The 19,510-nt window shown below is 45.0% G+C and carries 17 protein-coding genes; 6 read left to right on the forward strand and 11 right to left on the reverse strand.

Translation table 11 applies throughout. The features are described 5' to 3' along the window. Positions 1 to 93 precede the first annotated feature (93 nt). From MHH86_RS05130 to MHH86_RS05140, 3 genes are all read left to right on the forward strand, one after another. Positions 94 to 1,503, forward strand: coding sequence for a PLP-dependent aminotransferase family protein (locus tag MHH86_RS05130; RefSeq protein WP_342479652.1), 1,410 nt, complete (start codon positions 94 to 96; stop codon positions 1,501 to 1,503). A gap of 180 nt (positions 1,504 to 1,683) precedes the next feature. Next, entirely contained in the window at positions 1,684 to 2,379 is a 696-nt protein-coding gene (locus MHH86_RS05135; RefSeq protein WP_076274197.1) for a hypothetical protein, read from the forward strand. Between the two features lie 124 nt (positions 2,380 to 2,503). Continuing rightward, positions 2,504 to 2,710 carry a hypothetical protein gene (locus tag MHH86_RS05140; protein WP_342479653.1) on the forward strand — a complete coding sequence of 69 codons (207 nt, stop codon included), beginning with the start codon at positions 2,504 to 2,506 and terminating at the stop codon, positions 2,708 to 2,710. Positions 2,711 to 3,276: 566 nt separating this feature from the next. Here the strand turns inward: MHH86_RS05140 and MHH86_RS05145 are convergent. The 10 genes from MHH86_RS05145 to MHH86_RS05190 all read right to left on the reverse strand — a co-directional run bounded on the left by MHH86_RS05145 (position 3,277) and on the right by MHH86_RS05190 (position 13,628). Further along, complete coding sequence (locus MHH86_RS05145; protein ID WP_036683961.1) at positions 3,277 to 4,392, reverse strand: IS110 family transposase; 1,116 nt, start codon at positions 4,390 to 4,392, stop codon at positions 3,277 to 3,279. A 350-nt stretch (positions 4,393 to 4,742) separates the two neighbouring features. Continuing rightward, positions 4,743 to 6,152 (reverse strand): nucleoside recognition domain-containing protein, encoded by a 1,410-nt coding sequence (locus MHH86_RS05150; RefSeq protein WP_038568973.1) that lies wholly within the window; start codon positions 6,150 to 6,152, stop codon positions 4,743 to 4,745. After that, a complete protein-coding gene (locus MHH86_RS05155; RefSeq protein ID WP_038568974.1) occupies positions 6,130 to 6,861 on the reverse strand; it encodes a FeoB small GTPase domain-containing protein in 732 nt (243 codons plus the stop codon). The genes MHH86_RS05150 and MHH86_RS05155 overlap by 23 nt, the downstream gene beginning before the upstream one ends. Next, on the reverse strand, positions 6,858 to 7,112 hold the full coding sequence (locus tag MHH86_RS05160; protein ID WP_036679839.1) for a FeoA family protein: 255 nt from the start codon (positions 7,110 to 7,112) through the stop codon (positions 6,858 to 6,860). The genes MHH86_RS05155 and MHH86_RS05160 overlap by 4 nt, the downstream gene beginning before the upstream one ends. Before the next feature lie 226 nt (positions 7,113 to 7,338). Next, on the reverse strand, positions 7,339 to 7,797 hold the full coding sequence (locus tag MHH86_RS05165; RefSeq protein WP_036679837.1) for an SRPBCC domain-containing protein: 459 nt from the start codon (positions 7,795 to 7,797) through the stop codon (positions 7,339 to 7,341). 105 nt (positions 7,798 to 7,902) lie between these two features. Next, positions 7,903 to 8,859 carry a YafY family protein gene (locus MHH86_RS05170; protein WP_038568975.1) on the reverse strand — a complete coding sequence of 319 codons (957 nt, stop codon included), beginning with the start codon at positions 8,857 to 8,859 and terminating at the stop codon, positions 7,903 to 7,905. 144 nt (positions 8,860 to 9,003) lie between these two features. Beyond that, positions 9,004 to 10,950 carry an ABC transporter permease gene (locus MHH86_RS05175; protein WP_076274199.1) on the reverse strand — a complete coding sequence of 649 codons (1,947 nt, stop codon included), beginning with the start codon at positions 10,948 to 10,950 and terminating at the stop codon, positions 9,004 to 9,006. Further along, entirely contained in the window at positions 10,925 to 11,695 is a 771-nt protein-coding gene (locus MHH86_RS05180) for an ABC transporter ATP-binding protein (RefSeq protein WP_036679832.1), read from the reverse strand. Before MHH86_RS05180 ends, MHH86_RS05175 begins: the two co-directional genes overlap by 26 nt. A 239-nt stretch (positions 11,696 to 11,934) precedes the next feature. After that, positions 11,935 to 12,933 (reverse strand): sensor histidine kinase, encoded by a 999-nt coding sequence (locus MHH86_RS05185; RefSeq protein WP_341144680.1) that lies wholly within the window; start codon positions 12,931 to 12,933, stop codon positions 11,935 to 11,937. After that, positions 12,930 to 13,628: a response regulator transcription factor gene (locus MHH86_RS05190; RefSeq protein WP_076100491.1), complete on the reverse strand. Its 699-nt coding sequence runs from the start codon at positions 13,626 to 13,628 to the stop codon at positions 12,930 to 12,932. The genes MHH86_RS05185 and MHH86_RS05190 overlap by 4 nt, the downstream gene beginning before the upstream one ends. A gap of 1,825 nt (positions 13,629 to 15,453) precedes the next feature. Between MHH86_RS05190 and MHH86_RS05195 the strand changes: the two genes are divergently transcribed. Continuing rightward, a complete protein-coding gene (locus MHH86_RS05195) occupies positions 15,454 to 16,359 on the forward strand; it encodes a GNAT family N-acetyltransferase (RefSeq protein WP_076145513.1) in 906 nt (301 codons plus the stop codon). A 252-nt stretch (positions 16,360 to 16,611) separates the two neighbouring features. Here the strand turns inward: MHH86_RS05195 and MHH86_RS05200 are convergent, their stop codons facing one another. Then, positions 16,612 to 17,766 (reverse strand): phosphodiester glycosidase family protein, encoded by a 1,155-nt coding sequence (locus tag MHH86_RS05200; RefSeq protein WP_036680436.1) that lies wholly within the window; start codon positions 17,764 to 17,766, stop codon positions 16,612 to 16,614. A 246-nt stretch (positions 17,767 to 18,012) separates the two neighbouring features. Between MHH86_RS05200 and MHH86_RS05205 the strand changes: the two genes are divergently transcribed. After that, entirely contained in the window at positions 18,013 to 18,600 is a 588-nt protein-coding gene (locus tag MHH86_RS05205) for a histidine phosphatase family protein (protein ID WP_036680369.1), read from the forward strand. Positions 18,601 to 18,677: 77 nt separating this feature from the next. Next, positions 18,678 to 19,496: a GGDEF domain-containing protein gene (locus tag MHH86_RS05210; RefSeq protein WP_081383651.1), complete on the forward strand. Its 819-nt coding sequence runs from the start codon at positions 18,678 to 18,680 to the stop codon at positions 19,494 to 19,496. The last annotated feature ends 14 nt before the right edge of the window (positions 19,497 to 19,510 follow it).

The raw sequence follows: 19,510 nt of genomic DNA on the forward strand, positions 1-19,510 counted from the left end.
GAGGACAGAACAGATTGCCTTGTGTAGAACAGATTAATTCAGAAATCGTGTACAATATGATTACAAGGTTGTTCGGAGAGGAGTTGTAGCCAGATGAAAAAGGTTGTGGGAGCGGAGCATAATCATCCCTTGTTTCGGCAGGTCTATGAATTTCTATTAAATCGCATGGAGCGAGGGGAGTGGGTCGCACATGATAAGCTTCCTTCTATACGGCTGCTGGCGGAGGAGCTTAAGGTACATCGACTGACCGTCTTCAAAGCGTACAGACGGTTGACGGAGGATGGAAAGGTTTATGTAAAAGATAAATCAGGATATTACGTGGCACCCATAATCTCGCTTCCTGCTATTGAAGTAGGAGCCGCAGTATCGGCTTATGCGCTCACTAACCCGCTGTCTGATATTCAGAGAGTGCCAGTTAAGTATCAGTTCTCGCAGGCGCTGATTGATCCGGGGCTGCTGCCGAACCTTTTTCTATCTGACTATGTCAAAAAAGTGTTCGATCTATATCCCAAGGTAATGGGAACGTATGCCTCGGTCCAGGGGGATAACGAGCTGCGTGAGACGTTAAGCCACCACTTTCGGAAGCAACATCGGCTGCAGTTAACTTCGGAAGAGCTGCTTATTTCCTCGGGTGCGCAGCAGGCGATCAATCTGATTGCCCGGATTGTGCTTGGTCCTCTGGATACGGTGCTTGTGGAGCGGCCTACTTATAGTGTTGCTATGGATATTTTTCGCCGGGAGGGGGCACGGTTGGTTCCGGTAGAGATCACTCCGGAGGGATATGATCTGGAGGAAGTAGAAGCTTTGATGAAAAAGCATAAGCCGCGTATGTTCTACATTAATCCAACGCATCACAATCCAACTGGATACACGGTGCCTGTGCAACAGCGCAAGCTGTTGGTAGAACTGGCCGAGCGTTATCGCTGTTTACTGGTGGAGGATGACCCGTTCCGCGATATGTATTTTGATGAGGAGCCGCCGCCGCCCTTTTTTGCTTATGATACGGAGGGCTGGGTGATTTATATCAGCAGCTTCAGTAAATATGTAGCCCCTGGCTTACGAATCTGTGCGGTGGCCTGCCGATATCCATTTATGGAGCGTCTGATCACGGCCAAATCACTCGCGGACAATGGTACTCCGCTGCTGAATCAAAAAATATTTCTACATTACTACACCTCCCCACGCTTGCAACAGCATCTCGGTAAGCTGCGCATTGCGCTTCAAGTGCATAAGGAAATCGTAGAAGAGGAGCTGGCGGGTACTGGCTGGGAATGGACGACTCCGCAAGGCGGATTAAATCTATGGGTGAAACTACCGGAGCATCTTACGATGGATCGCCTGTTTGCTTCAAGTATGGCGCAGTCGATCGCTTTTGTTCCTGGGGAGTTATTTGATCCACTGGGGGAAATGAAGTCAAGGCTTCGCCTAAGTTATTCCTTTGCAAGCGAAGGGGTGCTACGCGAAGGAATACAGCGTTTGATTGGGATCGCGCACAGTTTGTGAGTGGGTACAGCAGGTATGGGGGATTAATGAAGAGGATATGAGGAGTTAAAGAAGATTAGAGGAATTAAAGAAGAGGATTAGAGGAATTGCTACCGGATAAACTTGTATCACTTGTTTGGGAATTCCTGTAACACTTTCCACGTTTACTCCGTCTGTAAGGTAAAGAAGGGGGTTTTCAAATTGCGAAAGATCAATTTCCGAAAGTTCAATTTCCGAAGTCCAATGATGATATTTCTAGGTGTCCTATTAATATTTACGGCTTTGCTGACGGTGCGGCCCTCAGTCACTTACGCCTGTTCCTGTGTTATGCCTGCGGAGCCACTGGAAGCTCTTGAGAAAAGTACAGCTGTCTTTGTCGGGAAAGTAGTGGACATGAAGGAGCCGTCACAGGGGAACATAATTTCTTCTGCTGATCCAGTAAAGGTAACCTTTGAGGTGGATTCCAGCTGGAAAGGGGTCGAGGGGAATCAAGTTACATTGACTACGGCTTTATCTTCTGCAAGCTGCGGCTTTGAGTTTGTGGAAGGGGAAAGTTACATTGTCTATGCTTATGCTAGAGACGGTGGAGACTCTGGTAATCTGGAGGCTAGTTTATGCAGTCGAACTAAGCGGCTAACCGCTGACTCAGTGGATCTGAAAGAACTGGGGCCCGGTATTTCGGCAACGACACCTACCGCTTCTCCGGAGGTAACCCCGAATAATTCACCGGAGTCAGGAGCTGGGAGTAATGGGTCTGATCTAACGGGGGACCCCGCTGCGGACAGTGATTCCTTTCCACTTGTTACTGTGGGGATCAGTGGAATAATTATCGTTCTAGTAACTATCGCTGGGGCTGTTCTATACCGTCGTAGAAATGATGGAACGCGCAAAAAATGACTCTACCTGTAGAGTCACGTCATGTAATGGTGAGATCAAAGTAGGCAGTAAGAGTATATAAGGTGTTGTGCTGAAATAAGCGGTCGCTCGGGATAACATCCGAGCGACCGCTTATTTGTTTGAGATGACCTTGAGTAACTGGTGGGCTTGTTGGTGGCTGCTGGTGCTGGTGGTTGTGCTGGTGCTGGTGGTTGTGCTGGTGCTGGTGGTTGTGCTGATGCTAGTGCTGATGCTGCTGCTGATGCTGGTGCTGGTGCTGGTGCTGGTGCTGGTGCTGGTGCTGGTGCTAGTGCTCAATTGTAGCTCGGAACCATCTAGAATCAATAATTAGGGAAATCCTCCCTGATTTTATCGTGTTTTACTCAATATTAGCGATAATTGGGGAATTCCTCCCTAAAATTCTGCGGAAATTGCCCTTTTTTCCTAAAATCGGCTAATTATTAGGGAGAAATTCCGCAAAAAGTTCAATGTGTGCTTATAAAGTTCGATTATTAGGGAGAAATTCCGCAAAAAGTTCAATGTGTGCTTATAAAGTTCGATTATTAGGGAGAAATTCCGCAAAAAGTTCAACGTGCGCTTATGAAGTTCGATTTTTAGAGAGAAATTCCCTGCTATGAACGAATTAGTCAATTCCCCTGTTTTCCCCTTTAACTAGAGGGTTTTCAATCCCTTGGGCACAGAGACAAAATGCGAGTCGTCGGCTGGCAATCTGCTATCCGTGGGTTGGTTACCACATATTATGCCTACGTCGAAGGAGCTTCCGTAAACTAATTTCGCACGTTAGATCAGGGATCCTGTGCACAGGGAATTCACGGATTCTCCTCGAACCTTTCTCTTTGTCTCCATGCCCCAAGGATTCAAATCTTTTGGGTATGTTTTTATTTTTTTTCGTTTCACCTACGCCATTTTTCGTTCTGCCTCTACCGCAATCGACCAGATAAATCCAATTAACTCACGACCCACTGCTGCCATGGTTAAATTTCGGTGTTTCCCGCGTCTGACTAATTTTAAATACTTGCTGTGTAACCGTTCTTGGGCTTTCCACGACGTTTCATGGACATGAATACTCTGGCCCTCAAGACGCACTGCTAAATCTCCCTTGACGGCAGGGCGGTGACGGTAACTCCATGCGGACTCCACCAGTGCGCGCCGCACTCCGGAATTTCCGACTTTTGTAAGACTCCCTCTTTTGGTACTTGCTCCCGAGGAATATTCCCGTGGCACGAGTCCCAGGTAACTCATGAGCTGAGCCGGTGAACGAAAACGTTCGAAATTTCCAATCTCGACAACTAAAGTCATAGCTGTCAGCAGGGCGATTCCCCTCAGGCCTTGCAACGCTTGAATGACAGGTGCGTAAGGGCAGATCTGTGCTTCTTCTCGCATTGCGGCTTCAAGTCGCTTGATTCGCTCCTCCACTTCCCGGAGCTGTTGCAGGGATTCGGTAAATACCCGTTCTTGAGCTACATTATTAAACTTCAGCATAGAGAGCCATTCCCGGTACCTTTTGGTCCAGCGTTTTTTCATACCCTCTGGCTTGTGAATTTGGTGGCGCAATAGAAAATGAATGAGCCGTTGCCGAGCCCGATGTAGGTCTTGCCTAGCATCTTCTCGTGCACGAATGAGATCTCGTAAAGCTTCGAGTTCTGGCGTTGGCACATAGATCGCAGTCAATTCTCCAGCCCGGTGTAACTGAGCCAGTTTTTCTGCATCCCGTCGGTCGGTTTTTATGGCATCTCCGGGACGCTGTGGCATACGCGAAGGTGCAATTACCACACAGGAAATTCCCATCTTCGTCAACCAGCGGTATAAGTCGTACCCCGTAGGCCCGGCTTCATAGCAGACCTCCAGTGTAATCCCTGAACCTTTGAGTTTCCGAATCATTCGAGCCACTGCATCTGGGGTATGGGGGATGGCTCCATAATATCGTGCGGGTTCCCGACCCTCATCTGCAATCGCCACCGCAATTTTTTCTTTAGACACATCCAAACCGACGTATTTTATGGTATTCTTCATAGTAACAGCTCCTTTCGCATGTAGCTCTGTAATGGTTGTCCTTTTAACTTCCATTTTAACCTACGGTGTGCGAAACAGGGGCTGCCTTTCGTTCATCATAACTAAATATGAGTTCAAGGAGGGCAGAATTCTGTGAAGCAAGATGAACTCTAGATATTGTAGGGTGTTACAAAGTGTAGCAAGGTTAATTTGGGTGATGTGATTAAGGTGAATTTAATGAGTTAATGATGAATTTTTGCGATGTAAGTTGAAATCAGTTGAAGTTACTTGAAGCTAGTTGAAGTCAGATAAAGTTAGTTAAAGTTAGACGATGTCACTTGAGTTTAGATCGCAAACCTACCTCACCCTCGTCACACCCACCCAAATAACCGGGCAAGCTGAGCGACAGCAAAGGTTACTCCGATGGCGATACCCAGCGGAATGACTGCTGAGAGAACGGCCCATTTCATGCTTTTTGTTTCCTTGTAAATGTTCACGAGTGTCGTACCACAAGGATAGTGGAGCAGGGAGAACAGCATCATGTTGAGTGCGGTCAGCCAGGTCCAGCCATGTGAGAGAAAGACATCTTTGATACTGCCTAAACTGTCGATATCAACCATAGCGCCTGAGGACATATAGCCCATAAGCAAGATAGGCAATACGATTTCATTCGCAGGAAGTCCAAGAATAAAGGCCATGATGATAAAGCCGTCCATGCCGAGCATATGTGCAAACGGATCAAAGAATGCAGCCATATGATTCAGTACAGAATCGCCGCCAATAAACAGATTGCCTAGAATCCAAGTGATAATTCCGGCAGGGGCAGCAACGACGATAGCCCGAGTAAGTACGTTAAGGGACTTATCTTTGGAGGAAATAAGTATGGTCTTCCAGATTTGTGGACGGCGGTAGGGAGGAAGCTCCAATGTGTAATGTGTGGGAACCCCACGCAGCGCAGTTTTGGACATGACCAAGGAAACAGTCAAGGTAACAATGATGCCGATTAGAACCATCCCCATTAGGACGGAGGCAGTGGTGAATGTACGAAGCGCACCTGTCGTAGCGGCTCCTGCCATAAATAAGGAAGACAATAAAATCAGCGTGGGCCAGCGGCCGTTGCAAGGGACAAAATTGTTGGTCAGTATAGCCAGCATTCGTTCACGCGGCGATTCGATGATTCGTGTGGAGAGGATAGCGGCCGCGTTACAGCCGAAGCCCATGGACATGGTTAAAGCTTGCTTGCCATGACCACCTGATTTTTTGAATAGTCGGTCCATGTTAAAAGCAACGCGTGGCAGATACCCGAAATTCTCAAGCAGAGCGAATACGGGGAAAAAGATCATCATTGGTGGCAGCATGACACTGATTACCCATGAGGTGCCTCGATACAAGCCAAGCACAAGCACGCCGTGCAGCCAAGCTGGGGCATGGAGAGCCTCAAATCCCGCTGTCAGATATCCTTCGATGAAGCCAAAGAAGGTAGCGAGCCAGCTAGAAGGGTAGTTAGCCCCGGCAATCGTAATCCAGAATACGACACCGAGAATGGCGAGCATGATGGGAAAACCCCAGATTTTGGAGGTCACGATATTATCCAGCTTATAAGTGCTGTTCAGTTTCTTCTTATCCCGATAAGTAACTGCATCCCCGCAGATGCCTGCGGATACGCCATATATACCACTGACAATCTCATCCCGAATGGCTCCGCCGTCAGCGAGCTTTTTTGCGGTAGACAATAGGGAATCTAGAGCGTCAGAACCCTTAGTGATAGGCAGTGACTCCATGGCCGATGACCTCCTTTGCTTCGGGTAAATCCTTGCTTTTCATATGTTCTTTGAGTGAAGTAAGCAGGCTGTCATCACCGTCCAATAAGCGCAGTGCAATCCAGCGAGCGGGATATTTGGTGCCGATGGTTTGCTCTACCAATGGTGTAAGCTCGGCAATTCCCCGTTCGATCTCTTCGTTGTAACTAATGCGCAACGGCTGCGCTGTGAATGCGCCTGTAGCCACTCGCTCCACTTGATCCAATAAGGCATCGATCCCGATTTTATTGCGTGCCGATATCGCAACGACGGGTACGCCGAGACGTTTGGAGATACTCTTCAGGTTGATGTCGATGCCCAGCTTACGTGCTTCATCAATGAGGTTGATGCAGACAACCGCCCGTCCGGTAATCTCCAGCACTTGCAAGGCAAGATTGAGATTACGTTCCAGCGAAGTAGCGTCAAGCACTACAAGTGTCACATCTGGCTGTTCAAAAATAATATAATCTCTAGCCGCTTCTTCATCCGCGGAATTTGAGTATAGGGAGTACGTTCCTGGTAAATCTACCGCGAGGTATGAATGGTTATTGTGTTTGAATTCCCCTTCGGCAGTAATGACGGTTTTACCTGCCCAGTTTCCAGTATGCTGTCGCATGCCGGTTAGCAGGTTGAATAGTGTGCTTTTTCCAGTGTTAGGATTGCCTGCAAAAGCGACGGTGAACTGACTCATGCTTCTACACCTCCAATTAATTCTCCGAATATTAAAGAACTTTCTTCTCTACGCAATGCAATGGTCGTATTGCTTACCCGAAAAGCTATAGGATCTCCTAATGGACTACGCCGCAACACCTCTACGATATTCCCGACTACGAACCCGAGGTCCAGTAATCTTCTTCTAAGCACACCTTGGACTTCAATGTCGCTGATGCGCAGCGTGCTACCCTTTGCAGCTTCTGATAAAGGAATAGTTGTTCCAGTCATGAGATCCCTTCTTTCATTTATATTTTTACCGCCTATGGTTTTTATTTTGTGTATTAGAACATTTCTTGTAGTCTGGCACAACATTAGTATATGGCAACAACTTTGTCCCTGCAACAAGAATGTTTCCCTTAGGCAAAATAAAATTAAGCAAAAAAAGCCCCTGACGAAAAAGGGCTTGTACGCTCTTTTCCGCAGGGTTGAGCTTAATTCCTAATTAGCAGTAAAATTACGACCAGCTGCCAAAATCAAGTGTACGTCCGGTCTCGACCAAGGTTTTAATATTACTCAGAACCTGCCACCAGGCGTTGATACTGCCAGCATATGAAGGATCATCAGGATGCCATTCATCGTGGATAAGCGTAAGCTTAGTAGTTCCACCCACCGGTTCAAGCAGCCAAGATATACGCGATTCATATCTTTCTGTACCCTTATGATAGGAGGGGCCGACCTTATGCGTGAAACGAAACGCTTTTTGTGGAGTGAACTCCAGCAGAGTCCCATATACATGTATCGTTTCATCGCCATCTTCACCGGGACCAACATATTCCAGCAATTCGCCTTCTTTAAAGGTGGATTGGATTACGCTACCGTAGTAAATCTGTTTAGTACCTTCCGGAGAGATCAAAGTCTCCCATACCTGCTCAGGTGTTCCGCCAATATAAAATTCATAGTGAAGTTCTTTCATTTGTTATTCCTCCTTGGTTTGTACAATCATTAATTCCCTTAGACTTATTTACACTATACAAAAGGATCACTGACAATTACGGTCAGTGATCCTAAAATAATCATTTTAAGTTTTATAATAAGCTGCCAGATCGGTAGCTATTGCGGACAGCTTTTGCTTCAGAGCTAAAGGCTCTAGGATTCGTAGTGTTGATCCATAAGGCAACAAGAAGTAAGGCGCATAAGTCAGTAAGGAGGTCTCATCGACTTGAAAGCGGGCTTGTCCGTCAATACGCTGCACCAGAGTATGTCCAAACAGCCAATGACTGCATAGATCGTTCAGGATTCCTTCATCAGCGGCGATGACTACTGCTATGAGTTTCTCTGGAGTATTTGGTGTTGGCAGCAAGCTTTTTAACAAAAAATCACGTGCAGAGAAGTCAGCAGGACGGGCAAACACAGCTTCTGTACGTTTCAGTTCAGTCATTCTATCGACTCGGAAAGACCGAATTCCTTGCCTCTGATGGCAATAAGCAACGGTGTACCACTGCCCTTTCCACAGTACAAGTCCATAAGGATCAATAGCGCGGGAAGAAATTGTCTCCCCGTTTCCCTTCCGATATTCCATCTGGAGGGTATGTCCGTTCGCCGTCGCTAATTCAAGCTCTTGCAGCAGGTGGGGAAGCGGCACAGCAGGGGAGTGGATGGTTTCTATCCCGCCCTCATGACGCTCCATCTGTTCTAATTGCTGCGCATTGCTGTATCGTTTCAGTTTGGCGATTGCTTGATCTAGAGCTTCTACATAAGGATATCCAGTTCCCCGCGCAAAGGAGGCGGCTTGCAGGAGGGAACGCTGTTCGTCGGAGTCAAAGAATAACGGGGCCTCGGAAAAATGTTCCGGAAGGCTATAGCCACCACCAGGTCCACTATCCGCGATAATGGGTACGCCACTGATGCATAACGCGTCGATGTAACGATAGACAGAGCGGACACTGATCTCTAGCGCTTCTGCTAGTTCCCCGGCGGTTCTTCCCCGTTGCTTGAGCATCCAGAGAATGGATAACATGTGATCAGCCTTGGACATAAATCAAGAACCTCCTTGCTTCATTAATTAATAGCTCACTAACTATAGCAAATTGTCTAATGATCAGCTAGAGAACCTTTTGGTGCTGACATAAGTTCCAAGCCGCGAAGTACATCCAGGGTTATGATTCTTTTCGACATGTCGTTACACCATTATTTTCTTGAGACTATGAATGTAACGTGATCTCGCAATAAGGAAATAGATAGTTTGCACAACCAGAAATACAGCTGATGTAGTAAGCACGGGCACAGTTACATTTGTGATATTAATCTGTTTCAGTAGCGGGCGTATCACGACAAGGGTCTGAATGGTGGCAATAATAATCGGAATATAGAAAAGTACTGAAATCTGTTTGGTAGCAGAAGCTGACATTTCTTTAGTACTTAAACCGATTTTGGACAAAGCATTATACATTTGCTTATCTGTATTGAGTTCAGTATGAAGCTTAAAAAAGAGAAAGCTGGCCGATGAAAGTGAGAAGATCAGAGCGATAAAAATCCCTATAAAGCTAAGCATGGCGGCTCCCTGCTTGGTCGATAGATAGCTGTCTGCTCGCGATCCCAGTATAGAGCTGTATTGATGGTTAGCCTTGTTAGCAGCTTTATTCCATTGGATGAGGTCTCTGGTGACAACAGCTTCAGCTGAGCTGTCATTAGGTGTAGGACCGTCCCATGCAGGGATTTTGTATAGATATTTCACATAAGGTCTCGTGTACTTCTCTGTTGAATTAGAAATCTTATGATATAAGTTGTCATCTACGATTAGAAGTGAGGTGGCCATTGGATCTACTGGATGCACCTTTGGTGTTCGTATTTCTTTTAACATCAGTTCCTCATCTTTCTGAACCTTCAAATGAATCGCTCGATTAGCAGCATAATTCTGTGAATCCATATGTGGGTTCAGCAGTAATACAGCTTCTTTTTCAGACAAGGGTCCAACCTCGGATACATCCATCTGTAAGCCCAGTTGATTGAACTGTGAGCGGGAGATCAGGTCAATTCCAAGTATTTTTTCCTTATCGATTCCTTGAATGGAAGCAGAGATCAGATCTACTTTATTCTCTGTATACTCGACTTTAGCATTCTTTAATTTAGTGTGAATGGGCTCTAAATCTGGTGCTTCATCCTTCGGATCATAAATCGTATAACTCACAGCGAATGGGGATTTTTTATAGAGGTCTGAGTTCGCTTGATTAATCGATAAAAGAATTCCCGAAGCCATGCAGGCAAGCGAGGTAACCACAGTTACAAGGAACAGCATTCTTGCATTGTCTTTAATCTTATAACTCATCTCGGAAATCCACAGCAGATTGGTTCCGCGCCACAGCCGCTTGCGTCTTAGTTTTAGTAAGCGAATGCCCAATACAGATAACTGAGAGTAGAAAAAGTAGGTTCCAGCGATACCTGTGACAGCGGCGACTAACAGTGAGGTCGGGGACAATTGCTTCCGAATCGCGAGAGCGCCGACGGTCAACAGTAGAAGCCCAAAGAATGAGAACAATAAGGAGACACGGGGTTCTTTTTTAGGTTTAACATTTCCCTTAAGCAGTTCAAGAACTTGATGCTTACGAATGAACAATAATGTGAAGATCGAAATGACCAGAAATAATGAAATGAAAGAGATAGAGGTAATCATTAACGCCTTCATTGGCCAATAAAAGGGCAGTGGCTCCATGCCCATAATTGTCGTGCTTAGCAGCAAAAATAACTTGGATAAAAGCATGCCGAAAGACACACCTGTTACAATAGAGAGCAGTCCGATCAGCATATTTTCTATAAGAATCAGCTTGTTGATCTGGCCAGGGCGTGCGCCTAAAATCATCAGTATGCCGAACTCCAGATTACGCATTTTCAGAAATGCGCTAATCGAATATAGAACGAAAAAGAACGCAAAGATAAACACGATGTAAGAAGCAATTTGCATGCCGGAGGCTGAATTCGCACCCAGCTCGATGTTGGTAATACTAGGGTGGTAAATAAAGACTGAATAAGAGAAAAAGATCATGACCATAAAAGCACTGCTTAAGAAAAAAGCAAAATAAGCGCGTGAATTACGGCGTACATTATTAAACGCGAATTGAGGAAAGTTCATGACTATTCCCTCCCCAGAACGAAAGTGTGTCGATAATCTTTTGGAAGAAGGCCTGACGGTTATCTCCCCGGTGAATTTCGGCTGCTAGTTTGCCGTCTTTTATAAAAACAATTCGGTTGCAGTAGCTCGCTGCCAGTGGATCATGTGTTACGAGCATTAGCGTGGTGCCTTCTTTGTGGTTAATATCCTCCAGCGATTCCATCACCATCCGCGAAGAATTGGAGTCAAGCGCACCCGTAGGTTCATCGGCCAAAATAATCGAAGGAGAGGTGATGATCGCCCGGGCAATTGCGGTCCGCTGACGTTGTCCCCCTGAAATTTCATAGGTGCGTTTGCTCAGAATATCGGTAATGTTTAAGCGTTCTGCGACTCTTTGAAGCAAGATCTCCATCTGGGAGAGCTTACGGTTATCCAAAGTCAGGGGCAGCACAATATTCTCGGCGACGGTTAATGTCTCAAGCAGGTTGAAGTCCTGAAACACAAAGCCTAGTTGTTTTCGGCGAAAGTGGGCGAGCTCTTTTTTATTCAAAAGATAAGGGTTGCTGCCGTTGATATTCACTTCGCCAGAGGACGGCTGGTCGATTGTGGATACCATATTGAGCAGTGTTGTTTTACCGCTACCAGACGGTCCCATAATTCCGACAAATTCACCTTTTTCAATATTAAGATGAATATCGGTGAGGGCTTGGGTCACTATTTTGCCGGGGTATACCTTATGAAGTCCTTTGACTTCCAATACGTTCATATCATTCATTCCTTCCAATACAAAAATGATTTCATCCGCCTTATCCGGGGAACGGGTTATGTATATAATTTATAAGATCGAGAGATTAGCTGCTATGGATTTACCTTAAGGTTTCCTTACAGAGAAGTTAAGGTTATGTTCGCCTTTCTCCTTGTGAAGAATGGGTTGAGAGATAAGTAACCTATAAAGAAGAAGGAGGCTTCAAAGCCATGAATAATGACGACGAAGTCCCCTCAATATTATTTCTGTAGATGATCACTGTTGCTAAAAATAAGCCGCACGCGGGTTCCTTCCCCGAGCCGGGACTGAATATCCACCTTGTGTTCGAGCCTGTTGCAAATCTCCCGTACGAGATACAGCCCCATCCCTGTCGATTCATGATAATGTCGTCCGCGGTCACCCGTAAAGTAGGGATTAAAGACCCGCTTCAGATCCTCAGGAGAAATGCCGATCCCTTGATCGGTAATATCCAGAATAGTGTCGGTGCCCACACGCTGAGCTGAGAGGGTAACGGTTTTGCCAGAACCGGAGGTATAGTTTACGACATTAGTTAAGATTTGGACCAGCATAAACATTAACCATTTGGCATCGCTATATACCGCTAGATTGGCATCCACCTGTATATCTACTTTTATGCCCCGGCGTATGAATAGTCTGCGATTTTCGGCTACCGCCTCACTAACGGTTTTGCGCAGAAGTAACGGTTCAACTTGAAAATCATTTTCAAATCGGTCAAGTCTTGAAGTGTAGATGACCATCTCCAGCCCTCCGCGCAGACGTTCCAGTTCCTCCTGAATACTTGCGGCAGCCTCCTCTTCAAGATCCTTTAGCGTAAGCTGAATTACAGAGAGCGGGGTCTTCATTTGATGAACCCAGCGATTCATGAATACGATATGCTGATCCATCTGGCGCGCATGCGCATTCACTTGCTCTTGATATTGGCGGTCAATCAGCTGCAATAACTCATGGATAGCTTCTGAAAGAGGAGTGTCTCCTAAGGAAACAAGATGTTTTTGGAGCATGTCCATAGGTTCGCTTAATGCTGCATACAATCTCCGGTGCTGAACGTATCGGTAGCCTAGATATAGCAGTAGAACTACGGTACTCAAGGCGATTCCATAAAGCATGATAGAGATAGGTCTGTTCTCACCAGACAGCCAATACAGCAAAGGGATAAACAGCATCTGAAGCAGATAGAATAGGATCAGTGAGATCTGGTCTCTCCAAAAAAGCCTCATGGCGTATCCTTAGAGACATTAAGCCGATAGCCAGCGCCTCTTACGGTTTCCACAATGTCGCCAAGACCGAGATCCTTGAGCTTTTTGCGGACACGGGTTATGTAGACATTTAATGTATTGTCATCTATGAAATGCTGATCCTTCCACATGAGATCGAGCAGACGCTCCCGGTTAACCACTCGTCCTTCCTTAAGCAGTAAAGCTTCCAGTAGAACCGCTTCCTTCTGGGTTAGCTCACTCGTGTGCCCGTCGTATTGGATCACATATCGTTCAGGATAGAGGATTAAACCTCCAGACTGGAGTTTATGCTCTTCTTGAGTCTGTGAGTATGAACCGTATGCTCTACGTATGTGGCTGCGGATTTTGGCAAGCACAACCTCATAGTGAAAAGGCTTAGTGATATAATCGTCCCCGCCATTCTCAAGCGCCATCACCTGATCCATTCCACTATCCCGTGCAGAAATGAACAGAATCGGGCAGAGTGAGAGGGAACGGATCTGGCGGCACCAGTAGAACCCATCATATTTAGGCAGATTAACGTCCAGTAAGATAAGGTCAGCCGAGCTTTCATTAAAAGTCTCCAGCACCCTGTTGAAATCCTCTACAATAATTGTACGGAACCCATATTTCGATAGGTACGTGCTCAGCAAGCTTGCCAGCTTGGCATCGTCCTCTATGATTAGAATCGTCTCCATATTTTCACTCCTTTGTTCAGTAATACAGTAACATGGACAAGGAAAATTATGCAAAAAGAGTACTCTTATTCGTGGTCAACGTAAGAATCTAGCTAGATTTACCGAAGGAGAATTTAGCTGATCTAAGTCTAGCTGACCTAGCCTAGCTGACCTAGCCTAGCTGGCCTAGCTGGCCTAGCTCTAGCTGATCTAGCTCTAGCTAACCTAGCCTAGCTGACCTAGCTGTAGCTGACCTAGCTCTAGCTGATCTAGCTGTAGCTGAATAGCTCTAGCTGATCCAACTTTAACCGATCTACCGCTAATCGATCCAAAACTAACTGATCTAAAATCTAACTCAGCTAGATCTATGCAATCCAAATTTAGCTCAAGCGGCTTATCCAGACTTAATTGCACTTTCTACACTTATTTCTGCGTAGATAGTCCATAGAAGCCATTTAATTGCACTTCGTGCAACTAAAAAGGGTGAATTCGGTGCAATTAAAGGAAAACCGGAAATTTAACTGCACGAAATACAACTAAACTAACTTTTGAATGAGCATTCTGAGGAATAGTTGCACTAAATGCAGTTAACGGATGCGTGGAGCTCATATATCGCTTGAAAATGCTTGATCAGTGACTATTTCCTCCAGAAGAAGATCGCCCACTCAACAAACTTACTCTAATTGCACTTTGTACACTTATTTCTGCGTAGTTGGTCATTAGAAGCCATTTAATTGCACTTCGTGCAACTAAAAAGGGTGAATTCGGTACATTTAAAGGAAAACCAGAAATTTAACTGCACGAAATACAACTAACTATCTTTTAAAGGAGCATTCTGAGGAAATAGTTGCACTAAATGCAGTTAACGGATGCGTGGAGCTCATAATTATCGCTTGAAAAAGCTTGATCAGTGACTATTTCCTCCGGAAGAAGATCGCGAACTCCAAAACTTTCTCTAATTGCACTTTGTACACTTATTTCTCCGTAAATAGTCCCTAGAAGCCATTTAATTGCACTTCGTGCAACTAAAAAGGGTGAATTCGGTACATTTAAAGGAAAACCAGAAATTTAACTGCACGAAATACAACTAACTAACTTTTGAATGAGCATTCTGAGGAATAGTTGCACTAAATGCAGTTAACGGATGCGTGGAGCTCATAATTATCGCTTGAAAAAGCTTGATCAGTGACTTTTTCCTCCGGAAGAAGATCGCGAACTCCAAAACTTTCTCTAATTGCACTTTGTACACTTATTTCTGCGTTGTTGGTCATTAGAAGCCGTTTAGTTGCACTTAGTGCAGCTAAAAAGGGTGAATACAGTGCAATTAAAGGAAAACCAGAAATTTAACTGCACGAAATACAACTAAACTAACTTTTGAATGAGCATTCTGAGGAATAGTTGCACTAAATGCAGTTAACGGATGCGTGTAGCTCATAATTATCGCTTGAAAAAGCTTGATCAGTGACTTTTTCCTCCGGAAGAAGATCGCCCACTCCAAAACTTTCTCTAATTGCACTTTATACACTTATTTCTGCGTAGATACTCATTAGAAGCCGTTTAGTTGCACTTCGTGCAACTAAAAAGGGTGAATCTAGTGGAATTAAAGGAAAACCAGAAATTTAACTGCACGAAATACAACTAAACTAACTTTTGAAGGAGCATTCTGAGGAATAGTTGCACTAAATGCAGTTAACGGATGCGTGGAGCTCATAATTTTCACTCAAGAAATGTTTGTTTTGTGAACGTACGGATCATATTCGGTAGTATAAAATAATAATAACTAATTATGATATATGCTTCATTTTGCATCCCCCTTAATATGAAATTAAAGAGAGGGGCGCGGAAAATGAACATTAATTTTAGAAGCTACCGTTCAGAAGATCTGCTAAAGGTACGTCATTTTCTTATACAAAGTTATAGTAAGCTAAAGACTCCAAATACCTGGCTTATAGACCGCTGGGAATTCGTTGTTTTTTTTCAGGAGACGAGAAGTGGAACGCTGGAGCAATGGGAACAAAAAGTAGGCTTATGGGAGTATGAGAATGGAGAGCTTGCAGCTGTAGTGTGCAGGGACGATGGGTTCTATTTTCAGTGTGCTGAGATGAATCCTCCGGAAAAATTACTTGAAGAAATGTTCGCTTTTGCTGAACAAAAAGCTGAGGAAGAGAACGGTGGTTACGTAGAGCTGTATGTGCCAATACCGGAGAATATGACTTTTGCGGCGGAGGTTGCTCGTAAGAGGGGGTACCATTTAACGGGTGGTAAGGAAAGCGTAAACTCCTTGCGATTGGATAAGGAATTTCCTGTGGAGCTCCCCTCTGGATTCAGAATTTGCAGCGGAGATGAGATCGAGGTTACTGCAAAAGCGCTCGGACATATTATGGCCTTCGACTATGCAGAAACGGTGGAGGCAGAACTCACGCTGCTGCATTATGGGAATATGAGTAACGCTCCAAGTTATAATCCGCAGCTCGATCTTAGCGTTGTGAATGACGCGGGCGAAGTGGTTTCCTTTTGTAATATTTTTTGGGACAGCAGCAATAGAATTGGTATTCTGGAGCCTGTAGGCACATCCATTAATTATCGAAAGCTGGGACTGGGACGGGCGGTCCTACACGAAGGATTTAACCGTTTAAAACAACTCGGAGCTAGTAAAGTTTACGTAGGTTCGATGCAGCCTTTCTACGAGAAATTGGGCTTTACTACTGAAGTTTGGTTGCAGGTGTGGGAATATTCAGGTCACACAGATTAAGTTGCACCGGCTGCCCCCAACACTGGATCTGTCAGCAGTACCTAAACTGGCAACGTACTATGAAAAATCCCCTTGATGGGTAAGTCGTCAAGGGGATTTTTGGGTTTGAGCTCGGCAATCATATGCTGCACAGTAGTTTCATACGTCGTACAGCAATCATACCGCTATAGCAATTATGCGCTGCAAACTGCCTCTGATTACACTTTGTACAATAGAATCATATATTCTTAGTAGCCGTCTGGCCAAGAGATTTTATTGATATTTGACTACAATTGCATTGCTGATCTGACGCCCGGGGGACGTGAGATATTTGCCGTTGTAGTAGAGCCCGCTGGATGCACCACCATCCAGATTCATGGCTTGATACGCTCCAGCTTGCTTCATCATTTCTGCCAGCTGTGGGATGGTGGCTCCACCAGTGGTCAGCAGAATGAGCTTATGGTCGCGTGTTAATCCGAGCGCGCTGCGGGCTCCGCCGCCGGTCAAGATTTTCGGATCCTTGAAGCCTTCTGCCGCAACATTAAGGGATACCTTGCCGTTCACAAGAAGACGCGGGCCGGCTTGAAGAGCTCCTTCCATGGAGCCGGAAGCGAAGCGGCTTGTGAAATCCAACCCAGGAATCAGTGACGCTAGATGGTTGCTGTCATAGGTAAAAATCGTCCGGCGATCCCCGGAGCTATTTTTAAGCATTTTTCCACCGCTGACAATGTAACCGTATGGAGCTTTGTATGCCCCTTTTGTATAGGCATCAAAAAACGTTCCGTTAATCGCAACTACGGCATTATTACGTTTAGCCAGACTGCTTAGGTCCTCCACTTTTCCGACCGTATTTCCAGCCAGTACGACATCAAGTTTCACCTTAGGATGCAGCAGGGACACTGTAACCGTCTGGGCTTTGAAGGATCTGCCGCCAACCTTGAAGGTTTTACTAGCGCTGACAACTGGTGAAGAATCCGCTTTGATTAGTGCGCCGGACTGTACAGGAACAGTGGTTGCAATATCATTACTCTTAAGGGTTAACGAAGAGGCTTCCTTATCCCAAGTTAATTGAATGCCAAGTGTTGTGCTGATAAAAGACAACGGAATATATACCGTGCCGTTATCACTGAAAGCAAGATCAGTTAGTGTAACCGACTTTTCATTGACGAGCGCAGCGGTTTGACCTAATGTAAGCGTTATGGTTGTGTCTGCATTCGTAATGCTTATACGTTTTTCGTTAGGATTCCATACAGATTGTATACCAGTGAAGCTATTTAATAGACGCAGTGGTATGTATGAATGGTTATTCTTGTCCACATAGACGGTGTTTTTAGGAAGCGGTGTTGCACCAACAGTGGAAGGGCAAGTGGCGACAAGTGGAATGAGCAGTAAGAAGGTAAGAAACAAAGTGGACCCTAGCTTTTTCATCATAAACAATTACTCCTTATCTTGTAGCTGTTGTAAAAAACGACAAGGTTTATTATACCTCATGTTCAAAAACTTGGATAACCTTTATTTTTAAATGTTCATAGGGTGAATCTGATAGAATATAGATTATATTATTTATATTAGCACTGAAGTAGCACTGAAATTAGCATTATAACTAGCACTATAACTAGCACTACAACCAGTATCACAACTGCCACTAGACTCATTAGCTAAAAGGAGATTTTTATGACTACAATAGGTTTAATTCGCCATGGAAGTACCGCGTGGAATAAAGAAGGCAGAGTGCAAGGGCATACGGATAATTCATTGGATGCTGAAGGCCTGCAACAGGCACAACTACTGGCTGAACGACTTAGCACAGAACAATGGGATTACATATATTCAAGTGATTTACTCAGAGCGCGGCAAACGGCAGAGGTTATTGCAGAAAGATTAGGCCTTGAGATCACGGGTTTAGTGCCGGGCATTCGAGAGATGTATGCGGGACTTATTGAAGGAACTACGCAGCAAGAGCGGATTGAACGATGGGGAACCGATTGGAAGACGTTAGATTTGGGTTTGGAAACTCCAGAAGCCAGCGAGCTCAGAGGCAGCGAAGTGATTGAAGAAATTGCGGCGAGACATCCAGGCAGCCATATTCTGATCGTTAGCCATGGTGCAATTTTACGCAGTAGCCTTAGAAGACTACTTCCAGAACTGGACGGCACAGTATTATTGAACAATACGTCAATTACGCGAATAACAAAATCCGAATCGGATGGCTCATGGAACTGCGAGTTATATAATTGTGCGCGGCATTTGGAGAAAGAGTAAGTGTTCAGATAATGTTCAGAGCTTTTTTATATATTGGTATCGCAGTACAGTAAGCTAATTATTTGTAGTTCAGAAGGATGTGCGAATTAAAGGTGGTAGAGGTTCAGATTTATTTACAAACGTTAATGTCCATTATCATCGCAGGAGTTGTAGGTTATTTAGTATTGAGATTTTACCGGGATGTTGCTAGTAAGGAACCAAAACAAAGAGCGGTTTACACGGGCCTTTCCATTATAACTATCGTCGTTGGATTGTGGGCAATGCATCAGCTAGGCAAAAAATCCTTAGAAGAAACTCTAGAGGTCAATGGGGGGATTTTCACTCCGTTATTGATATACGCGCTTACGATAGCTGTTTTAATGTTTTTGCTTACACGGCTGAACCTTGTTTTGGCGGAAAGAGAGCAGCTTAAGGAACTTGCCTATAAGGATGGCTTAACGGGGCTGTTAAACAAGAATGGAATGGATCACTTTTGGGATCGCTGCAAAGTAAATGAGCAACTAGCCGTATTGTTTATGGATTTGAACCGTTTCAAATCAATCAATGACAGCTTAGGACATCATGTGGGCGATTTACTGCTGCAAGAGGTGGGAGGAAGGTTAAGTCAATTCTCCAGCAAAAGAAAACGCCATATTTTCCGCATAGGCGGTGATGAATTTGTGATCGTAGCTAAAGGCTGCAATCAGAAGGAAGCGGAGCAGTTAGCGGTGCAGATTCTGGAGAAGACGACCAGACATTATCAGCTGGGAGAGCACAACCTCTTTGTATCTGCGAGCATAGGCATCAGCATTAGTCATGGCAAGGTGGATCATTTCAGGCTGCTGCATGAGGCAGATACAGCGATGTACACCGCCAAACAGCTCGGGACAGGTCGTTATTCAGTTTTTAAAAATTAGTTTGTTAAATGTAA

Origin of the sequence: Paenibacillus sp. FSL F4-0097, from assembly GCF_038593125.1 — a bacterium.
Taxonomy (GTDB): domain Bacteria; phylum Bacillota; class Bacilli; order Paenibacillales; family Paenibacillaceae; genus Paenibacillus_AQ; species Paenibacillus_AQ odorifer.